Source organism: Oceanobacillus chungangensis, from assembly GCF_003369565.1.
Classification (GTDB): Bacteria; Bacillota; Bacilli; order Bacillales; family Amphibacillaceae; genus Oceanobacillus; species Oceanobacillus chungangensis.
This window is the reverse complement of sequence record NZ_PIOD01000002.1, coordinates 295,660-307,069: the sequence shown is the minus strand read 5'-3', so window position 1 is coordinate 307,069 and position 11,410 is coordinate 295,660. Positions and strand designations below refer to the sequence as shown.

Here is an 11,410-nt window from a genome sequence, read left to right as displayed (position 1 = left end):
TGGATTAAGTCCAGTCGAATACCGAACGCAATCCAGCCAATCAGCTGCATAATAAAAACTCTAACTTTTAGGGGTAACCACCAAAATCAGTCTCTTTTATCTAGCTAGAAGAAGGGTCTAAAGAAAAGTGTCATGATTATGGAAATTACTCCAGCTGCGATTGCGATATTCCCTAATGTATCTGCTCCTTTGCTTCTAGAAACAAATCCTAAGATTATCCCTGCAGCACCTAGAACAAATGGCCACATGAAGAAAGAAATCACCGATAGAGCTATCCCAATCCAACCATACGAGCTAATTACATCACCTGTGTCATCGTTCCTATCCGCTCTATAGTCATCTGCAGTAATCTCTGACGCAAATTCCTCATTTCGTGCACTATCCGTTTCTACATCGTTAAAATGATACTCGTTATTTCGTGACTCATCATCTTTGTCTAAACTATTTCTGTACTTTTTCTCGTCCAATGGAAGACCTCCTTTTTAAATAATTGAGGTGCAGTTATATTGTATGGATTCTTTCTCTTTCTTAATGATGTTAGTTTTTGGTAACGTCGTGAATTTACTTTGCAAACTTAAGTTAATTTTTCAGAATCGGTGCATATAGTACAGTACAGTCCTTTTTAAAGGGGTAATGTGATTATGTCAATTTTCATTAAAGAGATGGTTAAAGTTAGATTAAAGAACCTTAGCACAAATGATCTTTTATTTTATGGAAAACAGTATGGATTTTCTATCTCATCTTCTCAGGCAAAGGCAATTATCGACTTCTTAAAACAAAATACACTTGATCCATTTAATAAACAGGACCGGGAGAAAATGTTTTCTAAATTGGCCAATATTACCGATTTAAACACAGCCAATAAAGCAGAGAAATTATTTCATGGATTAATTAAATCCTATGGACTAGAACATTTATTTCAATAATAAAATGTTACTCCCAAATACGTTCTGATTATGTTATTTTCATTTCACAAGAGAGTATTTGCAAGTTTTTAACTATTTAAGATACAAAAAAGGGATAACTGTAAAGTTATCCCCCCATCAATCAAACGTTCATTTTAACCATTCATAATTTTTTCTTTTAAGTCCTCAACAAATTCTCCATTTTTGATCATCTCAATTTCAAATCTATATGGAGCTTTTTTGTTTTTCTTGTCTTCGCCAACATATGGCGTCTCTAAGATCTTTGGAACTTCAATTAGCTGTGGATGATGCACAACATAATGTAATGCTTTAAATCCAATATGACCAAACCCAATATTTTCATGACGGTCCTTATGTGCTCCACGTTCATTTTTACTATCATTAACATGGATAACCTTTATGCGATCCACACCAATAATTTTGTCAAATTCATTTAATACGCCATCAAAATCATTTACAACATCATAACCTGCATCATGAATATGACAAGTATCAAGGCAAATAGATAGCCTTTCATTATGTGTCACACCGTCAATAATCCGTGCAATTTCATCAAATGTACGGCCAATTTCTGAACCCTTCCCTGCCATAGTTTCAAGTGCGATTTGTACATCTTTATCCTTCTCAACAACTTCATTTAGTCCTTCAATAATCCTTTTTATTCCTTCATCTGCACCTGCACCAACATGTGCACCAGGATGTAAGACGATTTGTTTTGCACCTAACGCTGCGGTACGATCAATCTCATTACGTAAAAAATTGACCCCTAATTCAAACGTTTCCGGCTTTGTTGTATTGCCAATATTAATAATATAAGGTGCGTGAACGATAATATCTAACATTCCGTTCTTTTCCATATGTTCACGTCCAGCATCAATGTTTAATTCTTCAATCGGTTTTCTTCTTGTATTTTGTGGTGCACCAGTATAAATCATAAATGTATTTGCACCATAAGAAGCAGCCTCTTCACTTGAACCAAGTAACATTTTCTTCCCATTCATTGATACATGTGATCCTATTTTCAACATCATTTGACCTCTCCTGCTTTATTTATATTTATTTACCGCGTTTAAATCTCGCTTTTCTTGTTAACTGCTTTTTAATTGATTCTTGCTGCTTTTTCATTTTCTTCTTGTAACCTGGTTTAACCTTTTTCGCTTTGGGGACTTGCTTCCATGCTTCATTTTCAATATTCGTTGTTGTTTTAGTTCTTAAATGACGTACATTCCATGATTTAGCTTCTTTCCACTCACCATTTTTAACATCAACATACGTAAACGTAAGTCCTTTTTCTTCTAATTTTTCAATTAGCTTTATATCGGATTCATTGTATAAGCTAATTGCAGTCCCTTCCATTCCCGCTCTTGCTGTTCTGCCGACTCGGTGGATATAAAATTCTTCCTCTTTCGGAATCTGCGCGTTAATAACATGGCTAACTCCTTTAATATCAATGCCTCTTGCAGCTAAATCTGTTGCTACAATATATTGATAACGAAGATTTTGAATTTCTTTAAGAACTCTTTTTCTTTCTCTCGGTGTTAAGCCACCATGAATTAAGCCAACATCCATACCTTTTTCTTGAAGGGAGGCAGCCAAATCATTTGCAAGCTGTTTACCATTTGTAAAAATAATTGCTAAATACGGTTGTATAGCTTTCGATATCTCCATAATTACATCTGCTTCATTGCGATGTTTTAAAGAAACTAGTCGGTGTTCCATCGTTTCAGGTGAGAAATGATCCGATACTTTTATATACAGTGGATTTTCTAAATACTTTTTAAAGAAATGCTGTAAGCGCTCTGGGATAGTTGCTGAGAATACGAGCAATTGAATATTCTTTTTAGATCGAATAAGCAATTGGTCTACATCATTGATAAATCCTAAATCAAGCATCAGGTCTGCTTCATCAATTACAAAGGATTCCGCAGAATAAATTGACAATGCCTCTTCTTTTACTAAATCCAAAATCCTTCCAGGAGTTCCAACAATAATATGCGGTGGCTCCTTTAATTTCTCAATCATTTTCTGCTTATCCGTCCCGCCTACGAGCAATTTAGATAACCATACTCCTTCTTTTCCAGCGTACTGGATGACTTTCTTTACTTCGTCATGCAATTGTGTTGCTAGCTCCCTAGTTGGTGCTGTAATTACCATCTGTACGGTTCGCTTTGTTGCATCAAGCCGATCAAATAGCGGAAGTAAAAATGCATGTGTCTTACCAGACCCTGTTCGTGATTGTCCAATTACACTTTTTCCTTGCAATACTGCAGGCATTACCTTTCTTTGTACCTCTGTTGGCTCAGTAAAATTCAGATTACGAATCACTTCCATGGTCGATTCCTGAAATGAAAATTGATTAAATGCATTATTATTCATAAATAATATTACTCCTTTAGGGTATCTACCCTGTTATTAAATAAATTGAAATGGTTCTGTATTTGTTTCCGACGTAATAATTTCAATCAAATTATTATCAAGTTCTTTTTCCAAGAACAGTTTTGTTGCTTGTTTCATTACTTTTTCTATATAATGCCCTGCATCAATCACGGATAAGCCCATTTGCCATGCATCCTGTGCCACATGAAAGCTCATATCTCCCGTTATATAAACATCTGCCCCTTTTTGGCGTGCCAAGTGAATATACTTTTCACCACTTCCACCAAGGATTGCGATTTTCCGAACATTTTTATCTAAATCTCCAATCACTCTCATGTTTGGGACTTTTAACGTTGATTTTACATATTCGCATAAATCTCGGAGTTTCATTGTAGCCGATAAAGTACCAATCCGTCCAATTCCAAACGTCTCCCCTTGATTTTCCAGTGGAAAAATATCATAAGCTACCTCCTCATATGGATGGGCATCAATTATTCCATTGATCACTTTTGTTAAACGTTTTTCCTGTACAATTGTTTCGACTTTTAATTCATCAACAAATTCTAATTCATTTTTCGTGCCTATATACGGATTTGTTCCTTCAAGTGGTTTGAATGTCCCTTGACCATTTGTTTGGAACGTACAATGACTATAATTGCCTATATGCCCCGCACCGGCTTCTGACATGGCGCTTCTTACTTTGTCAACATGTGTTGCTGGTACATAGACAACGATTTTATAAAGTTTTTGTCTGCTTACTTCAGTTAAATTGTCCCTTGAGACTATTCCTAATAAATCAAAAAGCATGTCATTTACGCCACCATTTGCCACATCAAGATTTGTATGTGCTGCATAGACAGTAATATGATTCGTTAGTAATTTGTGGATTATTCTACCTTGAGGGGTGTCCAAATTAATTCGTTTTACCGGGTTAAATAATAGTGGGTGATGGGCGATTATTAAATCTACCTTCTTCTCAATTGCTTCATCAACTACAGATTCTAACACATCGAGGGCAATCATCACTTTTTTCACGGTTTTATTATACGTACCAATTTGTAGGCCAACATTGTCCCAGTCGTATGCTAAATGTTTCGGGGCCCATTCTTCGATCACATGAAAAACATCGTTATTTTTATATTCACGCTTCATCGTCTAGTACCTCCTTTATCCAAATTAGCTCTTCTTCAAATCGCTTGAGCTTCTGTTCATCCTTCAATTTTGCCTGCTTTATCTGATTAATGATCCGTTCTGTTTTTTCTTGCTCACTTTTCCATTTCTCGTAGAATACCTTTGTTTTATTCTCTAATAATAATGGGCCAAATAACAATTGTTTTTGATTTAAATCTTGACGTTTTATTGTGTCATCCTCTGCCTTATCCGCAACAATAATCTCATATATATGCTGATTCTCTTCTACTACTTCCTCGCTTTTAATGATGAAATTATTTTCGTCAAGCCATTTTCTAACACTTCTAGCATCAATATTAGGCTGAGCGATAATTCGTTTAGCATACTGAACTTTCGCCTTACCTTCCTCCAATATAGTCTTAATTAACGCTCCTCCCATACCGGCTATTACAATTTGCTCCACATTATCTTGATTATTTAATACTTCTAAGCCATTGCCTAATCGCACCTCGATACATTCATTTAATTGATAATATTGAACTGTCTTTAATGCACTTTGAAATGGTCCTTCATTTACTTCTCCTGCAATTGCTTTTGCGGATTTATCCTGCAGACATACATAGCATGGCAAATAGGCATGGTCTGAACCAATATCTGCAAATTTTGCCCCTTTTGGCAGATATGAAGCTACTTTAGTTAATCGTTTGGAAAGATTTAGTGTTTGTGTCATTTCGTACTCCTTCATGAAAAAGAAAAGCTTTCTGTTTATTCCAGAAAGCTTACAAAGTATATTTTCTTAATACCAAATAAGAATAATTTTCAAAATTTCTCTACATTGCCCTCTACATTGCCTTGTAACTTTTCTAGTATTAATAAAGGCTATTTCAATTTAACTATTTCTAATTTTCTGACTATGTGTTATTGTTTCTCACTGAGCCAATCGGCAAGTAAAGTTGCTTCTTCTTCTACAACTTGTGTTTGTGCAGGCATTTGACCTGTTCCCTGTTGAATAATCGTAACAATATCTTCAGCTGTAAGTGATGAGCCGATAGCTGTTAAATCTGGACCCATTCCACCACTTAGATCTGCTCCATGACATGCAGCACAATTTGCTTGGAAGATCTCCTCTGGATCTGTTGATACTTCTCCACCCGAATCTTCAGCTTGTTCGTTTCCACCTTCATCTGCAGCTTGTCTATCTGCTCGTTGGTCTAAACCGACGAATGAGATAATAATAACTGCGAGTACCCCTATAATCGCAATGATAGCAAATGGTATAACTGAGTTTCTTTTCATTACGTTTCCTCCTTATGTACTCCCCATTTTCATGTATCTAAAAAGAACATTACATATAGTTTACTCGAAAATCACTTTAGTTTAAAGGATTATCCACTTGTTTTTAAAATGTAAAGTAAATAATTGCAAAAAACAAAAGAAAAGCACTAGTTATCATCAAGTACCGGATTCTTAATTTACGCCCAATAATAAACCAACTGACAAAGTTTAATGGAATAACAACTGTATGTAACATTGAACCGCTATCCATTAATTGATTACATAAAGATACCGTCAGCAATAATATTATAAATAATGCCTTCATTAATGCCAGATGCATTATCCATACATTTGTTTGTTTATGATAACCGTAAGACCAAAATGTATAACTTAGAAAAAGAATTAGAATGCCTAGTTGCAATCCTGGATGAAATTTCGTAAAATAAAGTACAAGGAAAGAAAACGGTAACAACAATATTAAAAGACATAGCTGTAAATTTAAAATTAGATTAGTTTTCGATTCCTTAGAGGTGACAGATTCTTGTTTTTCCATTCTGTTATCGCCATTTGTATATAATGCTAGAAGAAAATCGCATTGTTCATTTGGCAATAGTTTATGCGTTTTCCAGTATTTAATTTCATTAATAATTACAGTAAATCGATCATTATCTGCCACTATATCCACTCCAATACTAATAGCAACATACAAGAAAAAGTCACCGAGCATAGAAATACTCGAGTGACTATGCTCAGGCTTTATTCTAAAAAGTCTTTCAAACGTTTACTACGACTTGGATGTCTTAATTTCCGAAGTGCTTTCGCTTCAATTTGACGGATACGTTCTCTCGTAACACCGAATACCTTACCTACTTCTTCTAATGTTCTAGTACGTCCATCGTCAAGTCCAAAACGGAGACGTAAGACATTCTCTTCACGATCTGTTAAGGTGTCTAGCACATCTTCTAATTGCTCTTTTAAAAGTTCATATGCAGCGTGGTCAGAAGGCGATATCGCTTCATGGTCTTCAATAAAGTCACCTAAGTGAGAATCGTCTTCTTCACCAATCGGTGTCTCTAGAGAAACTGGCTCCTGCGCTATCTTGAGAATATCACGAACTTTCTCTGGAGAAAGCTCCATCTCTTCACCTATTTCTTCAGGAGTAGGCTCTCTACCTAAATCCTGTAATAATGACCGTTGGACACGGATCAATTTATTAATCGTTTCAACCATATGAACTGGGATGCGAATCGTTCTAGCTTGATCGGCAATTGCTCGTGTAATTGCTTGACGAATCCACCAAGTTGCATACGTACTGAATTTAAACCCTTTTTGATAATCAAACTTCTCAACAGCTTTTATTAATCCCATATTTCCTTCTTGGATTAAATCTAAAAATAGCATTCCACGACCAACATAACGTTTGGCTATACTTACAACGAGTCGCAAATTGGCTTCTGCAAGTCGTCGTTTCGCTTCTTCATCCCCTGCTTCAATTCGGGTAGCAAGTTCAATTTCTTCTGCTGCAGATAATAAGTTAACTCTCCCTATTTCCTTTAAATACATCCGCACTGGATCGTTAATTTTAATTCCGTGAGGGACACTTAAATCATTAAGGTCAACTTCCTCTTCTTTAGAGATTTGTTGCATATTTGGGTCTTCGTCAGACTCACCAATTACTTCAACACCCTGTTCTCCTAGGTACTCATAAAATTCGTCCATTTGGTCTGGTTCGATTTCAAAGTTTGACAAGCGGTCAGCAATTTCTTCATAAGCTAGTGTCCCACGTTTTTTACCCATTTCAAGCAATTGTTCTTTTACTTGTTCAATTGTTTGGGCTGTCTCTTTTGTTTGTGATTGCTTTTTATCGGCCATGAGTCCCCCTCCTTCTAGACTAAGTAAAATTTAATTTGTATTCTTTAGTTGTTTGCGTATTTCAATAATCTGCATAGCAATTTGCGCAGCTTTCAATGGATCTTTCTGCTGTTCAGCTAGTTTCTGTTGTTCTTTTAGAGACTGAATACTTACTACATCACTATTTTGTGAATGAATAATTCGAATATAATCATTAATTTCTCTATCACTTATTTCATTCTCCACAGGAGTCATCGCAATCTCTGCAACAAGCTGCTTTAAATCCTGATCCGTTAGATTTTCAATAAATACACTAACGTCTGGTGGGTGTCCAGATTCATAAAAAGCATATAAATGAGTTGCAATAATTTTATGTGCATCAACATTGAAACCTGCACCTATTTCATCTTGTACTTTTTCTGTAATAAATGCGTCTTGCAGCATATAGGATAATATTTTTCTTTCTGCATTATGATATGCTGGTAACATTTTTTTATTATGACGATAATTTATTGTCTTATTAGTATATCTGTTCTTGTCGCTCTTATCCTGATGCACATCTACTTGTTGCCTATGTCCTTGTAACTCACTTGCAAGCGTTTCAATGGAAATGTTATATTCTTTACTAAGCTGTTGTAAATAAAATTCCCTTTCCACCGAACTCTCAATCATTGCAAGTTCTTTTACAACTGCCTCAATATAGTTTATGCGGTCTCCTTCAAGACTTAGATTATAATCTTTCATTAAATACCGCATATAAAAACTAATATACGTATCACTTGCCTGAATTACTTCATTATTAAATGCTTCCCCACCATGCATTTTAATGAAATTATCGGGATCCATATTATCCTTTAAATTTGCAACTTTTATTTGGCAGCCAACTTTTCGTAATAGGTTCGCTGCTTTGTAGGTTGCCTCAAGCCCAGCTTTATCGCCGTCATAACAGATAATTACTGTGTCGACATAGCGTTTTAATAACTTTGCTTGACCTTCTGTTAATGAGGTACCAAGTGTTGCAATGACATTCTTAATATCTGCCTGGTATGCCGAAATTACATCCATATATCCTTCAAATAGAATAACTTCATTTTCTTTACGGATGTGTTTTTTAGCTAAATCAAAATTATAAAGTAATTTACTTTTTTGAAACAGCTCACTTTCCGCACTATTCAAGTATTTAGGTTCGCCACCTGAAATGGTTCTGCCCCCAAAACCGATAGTTTTCCCAAGATTATTGCGAATAGGGAACATGACTCTTCCTCTAAATCGGTCAGTTACACTATTGTCATCTTGTAAAGAAAGTAAACCTGCTTTAACAAGAATTGCTTGGTTGAACCCCTTCTTATTTAGAAATTCAGCAGTAAAGTCTTTCAAATTAGGTGCATAACCTAATTGAAATATATCAATTGCTTCGTCACTTATACCCCTATCCTTAAAGTATTGGTAACCATCCTTTCCATCTTTTGCATACCGTAATAAATGATGATAAAGTTTAGTAAGCCATTCATAAGCAGATAATACACTCTGATTATCATTAGAAATAACAGGATCTTTGCGAATTCCAGTTTCAGGAAGCGTAACTCCACTTCTATTCGCTAAGACCTTTATAGTTTCCTGGAATGAATAGTTTTCCATTTCCATTAGAAAGGTTACAACATTCCCACCTTTTCCACAGCCAAAGCAGTGGAAAATTTGTTTCTCCTGAGCAACAGAAAATGATGGCGTTTTTTCTCCATGAAATGGACAAAGTCCAAAGTAATTTCTACCTTGTTTCTTTAATTGAACATACTCACCAATTACTTCAACAATATCATTCGATTTACGTACTTCTTCTATTACTTCCTCAGGTATTTGATTCGCCATCGCTCATCACCATACTATAATTAATATTCGTGATAGATTTAGGAAAATCCTTCACGTTTCGACAATTTTTTCTCAAAAGAAGTAAAAAGTTTACTTTTTTGTTACATACAATGAATCGAAAGACATATTTATTCCAGCTTTTAACTCCTTTATAAATAATTACATGCCTGAAAAGTATCGATAAACAGTGATAATACCGCTTTCTTGTATAATTCTACACAATACGGACAGATTCCTGCTTTATCTTGAATGTTTTACTTTTCAGAATACCATCTCATAAATAATAAGGAATACCTATATCTTTACACAAATGACTATTATAATACAATCTAATAAATATTTCTATATATATGCTTCAATTTATGAAACAGAAGAAAAAACATTCTACTTCACAAATAGTAGAATGTTTTTTATCATTCTTATCTTTCGTTCTTAATTAGCTGCAGAATACTGTTTGCTGTTTCTTCAACTGCTTTATTCGATACATCAATTACTCTACAACCTATTCTATCCACAATTTTATCGAAATAATCAATTTCTTGATTGATTCGTTCTAAATTTGCGTAGGTTGCTTGACTTCCAAGTCCCAGTACCTTCAATCGTTCTTTTCGAATTTCATTTAATTGCTCCGGTTTAATCTTCAATCCGAAGCATTTAGATGGTGCTACTTCGAATAACTCTTCAGGAGGATTAACCTCAGGAACAATGGGTACATTCGCTACTTTAATACTATTATTCGCTAAGTACTGAGATAATGGCGTTTTCGAGGTTCTTGAGACACCTATCAGAATAATATCCGCTCTCGATATTCCTCGTGGGTCCTTGCCATCATCATACTTAACAGCAAATTCAATTGCTTCAATACGTTTAAAATAATCTTCATCTAATTTATGAACAAGACCAGCTTCAAGTCTTGGGCTAACCTTGAAAACACGCTCCATTGAGTTGATCATTGGTCCCATAATATCAATTGCTTCAATCCCTAATCCTGTAGCCCTACCATTTAAATATTCGCGGAGTTTAGGGTCTACTAATGTAAAGCCTATGATTCCATTATTTTCTTTTGCTAGCTGTAAAGCTTCGTCAATTGTAGCTTCATCTTCCACATATGGAAAACGATTTATTTTATATTCTTGACCGTTAAATTGACTTAAGCCAGCTTTAATTACTAATTCAGCTGTTTCCCCCACAGAATCGGAAATCACATAAACAATAGGATTCGAACTCATCGACAAGCTCCTCTCATTGCAAGATAATTTTATATGGCTTTCTCATTTGTTAGCTCGACAAAAGCTCTAGTTATCGTAGTTTTTGTCACACGCCCGATTACAAGTAATCCATTCTCTGTATCTTTAACTACCGGTAGCCCGTCTATTTGTTTATTAATTAATTTATTTGCCACGTCCAGCAGTAAATCATCTTTTCGACAAACGGTTATATTAGGCATTCTTGTCATAATGATATGCACAGCGATTGCGTTCAAATCTTTTTGACCGATACTAGCTCTTAATAAGTCTTTTCGTGACAGAATTCCGGTTAAATAAGTATTCTCATTTACTACGAACAATGTTCCGACATCTTCCAAAAACATCGTCGATATTGCATCATAAACAGACGTGCTTTCTTTAACAATTATTGGGATTTGCTGAAATTCATGGACCTTGTATTTTTTTATTTTTTCCGTGATCAATTCAAATCCTGTTTTCCCTGTATAAAAGTAGCCAACACGTGGTCTCGCGTCGAGAAAACCGGACATCGTCAGAATAGCTAAATCCGGACGGAGTGTTGCCCTTGTCAGATTTAATCGTTCTGCTATCTGTTCCCCTGTAATTGGGCCGTTTCCTTTTACTATTTCCACAATCTTTTCTTGTCTATTTGATAATTCCACTTCTACACCACCTAGGCCATTCAGCCATACTATTAATAATAATTATAGTCTACTTATGGCAAAAAGGGAAATTATGTTATACTCTTTCAAAATCCAA

The 11,410-nt window shown here is 35.2% G+C and carries 12 protein-coding genes; 1 reads left to right on the top strand and 11 read right to left on the bottom strand.

Features of this window, described 5'->3' with window-relative positions; all coding sequences use genetic code 11:
• Window positions 1-104: 104 nt before the first annotated feature.
• Window positions 105-467 carry a nucleoside recognition domain-containing protein gene (locus CWR45_RS02635; protein ID WP_115748242.1) on the bottom strand — a complete coding sequence of 121 codons (363 nt, stop codon included), beginning with the start codon at window positions 465-467 and terminating at the stop codon, window positions 105-107.
• A 174-nt stretch (window positions 468-641) separates the two neighbouring features.
• Between CWR45_RS02635 and CWR45_RS02630 the strand changes: the two genes are divergently transcribed.
• The gene (locus tag CWR45_RS02630; RefSeq protein ID WP_115748241.1) at window positions 642-926 is read left to right on the top strand and encodes a DUF2624 domain-containing protein; all 285 of its coding nucleotides are present in this window, start codon (window positions 642-644) and stop codon (window positions 924-926) included.
• Window positions 927-1,060: 134 nt separating this feature from the next.
• Here the strand turns inward: CWR45_RS02630 and CWR45_RS02625 are convergent, their stop codons facing one another.
• From CWR45_RS02625 to ccpN, 10 genes are all read right to left on the bottom strand, one after another.
• Window positions 1,061-1,954 carry a deoxyribonuclease IV gene (locus tag CWR45_RS02625; protein ID WP_115748240.1) on the bottom strand — a complete coding sequence of 298 codons (894 nt, stop codon included), beginning with the start codon at window positions 1,952-1,954 and terminating at the stop codon, window positions 1,061-1,063.
• A 28-nt stretch (window positions 1,955-1,982) separates the two neighbouring features.
• Window positions 1,983-3,302, bottom strand: coding sequence for a DEAD/DEAH box helicase (locus tag CWR45_RS02620; protein WP_115748239.1), 1,320 nt, complete (start codon window positions 3,300-3,302; stop codon window positions 1,983-1,985).
• 36 nt (window positions 3,303-3,338) lie between these two features.
• Entirely contained in the window at window positions 3,339-4,454 is a 1,116-nt protein-coding gene (locus tag CWR45_RS02615; protein ID WP_115748238.1) for a Nif3-like dinuclear metal center hexameric protein, read from the bottom strand.
• Entirely contained in the window at window positions 4,444-5,163 is a 720-nt protein-coding gene (locus CWR45_RS02610) for a tRNA (adenine(22)-N(1))-methyltransferase (RefSeq protein ID WP_115748237.1), read from the bottom strand. The genes CWR45_RS02615 and CWR45_RS02610 overlap by 11 nt, the downstream gene beginning before the upstream one ends.
• Before the next feature lie 188 nt (window positions 5,164-5,351).
• Window positions 5,352-5,729 carry a cytochrome c550 gene (gene cccA / locus CWR45_RS02605; RefSeq protein WP_115748236.1) on the bottom strand — a complete coding sequence of 126 codons (378 nt, stop codon included), beginning with the start codon at window positions 5,727-5,729 and terminating at the stop codon, window positions 5,352-5,354.
• Between the two features lie 103 nt (window positions 5,730-5,832).
• The gene (locus CWR45_RS02600; protein ID WP_115748235.1) at window positions 5,833-6,384 is read right to left on the bottom strand and encodes a hypothetical protein; all 552 of its coding nucleotides are present in this window, start codon (window positions 6,382-6,384) and stop codon (window positions 5,833-5,835) included.
• Window positions 6,385-6,464: 80 nt separating this feature from the next.
• Entirely contained in the window at window positions 6,465-7,580 is a 1,116-nt protein-coding gene (gene rpoD, locus CWR45_RS02595; RefSeq protein WP_115748234.1) for an RNA polymerase sigma factor RpoD, read from the bottom strand.
• A 30-nt stretch (window positions 7,581-7,610) separates the two neighbouring features.
• Window positions 7,611-9,425: a DNA primase gene (dnaG, locus tag CWR45_RS02590; RefSeq protein WP_115748233.1), complete on the bottom strand. Its 1,815-nt coding sequence runs from the start codon at window positions 9,423-9,425 to the stop codon at window positions 7,611-7,613.
• A gap of 419 nt (window positions 9,426-9,844) precedes the next feature.
• Window positions 9,845-10,654: a pyruvate, water dikinase regulatory protein gene (locus CWR45_RS02585; RefSeq protein ID WP_115748232.1), complete on the bottom strand. Its 810-nt coding sequence runs from the start codon at window positions 10,652-10,654 to the stop codon at window positions 9,845-9,847.
• Window positions 10,655-10,683: 29 nt separating this feature from the next.
• Entirely contained in the window at window positions 10,684-11,313 is a 630-nt protein-coding gene (ccpN, locus tag CWR45_RS02580) for a transcriptional regulator CcpN (protein WP_115748231.1), read from the bottom strand.
• Window positions 11,314-11,410 lie beyond the last annotated feature (97 nt).

Excerpts from the sequence above, each read along its gene's own strand:
- CWR45_RS02610 (WP_115748237.1), bottom strand. The coding sequence starts at position 5,163 with ATGACACAAACACTAAATCTTTCCAAACGATTAACTAAAGTAGCTTCA.
- CWR45_RS02625 (WP_115748240.1), bottom strand. The coding sequence starts at position 1,954 with ATGTTGAAAATAGGATCACATGTATCAATGAATGGGAAGAAAATGTTA.
- CWR45_RS02585 (WP_115748232.1), bottom strand. The coding sequence starts at position 10,654 with ATGAGTTCGAATCCTATTGTTTATGTGATTTCCGATTCTGTGGGGGAA.
- cccA (WP_115748236.1), bottom strand. The coding sequence starts at position 5,729 with ATGAAAAGAAACTCAGTTATACCATTTGCTATCATTGCGATTATAGGG.
- rpoD (WP_115748234.1), bottom strand. The coding sequence starts at position 7,580 with ATGGCCGATAAAAAGCAATCACAAACAAAAGAGACAGCCCAAACAATT.
- CWR45_RS02615 (WP_115748238.1), bottom strand. The coding sequence starts at position 4,454 with ATGAAGCGTGAATATAAAAATAACGATGTTTTTCATGTGATCGAAGAA.
- CWR45_RS02620 (WP_115748239.1), bottom strand. The coding sequence starts at position 3,302 with ATGAATAATAATGCATTTAATCAATTTTCATTTCAGGAATCGACCATG.
- dnaG (WP_115748233.1), bottom strand. The coding sequence starts at position 9,425 with ATGGCGAATCAAATACCTGAGGAAGTAATAGAAGAAGTACGTAAATCG.
- CWR45_RS02630 (WP_115748241.1), top strand. The coding sequence starts at position 642 with ATGTCAATTTTCATTAAAGAGATGGTTAAAGTTAGATTAAAGAACCTT.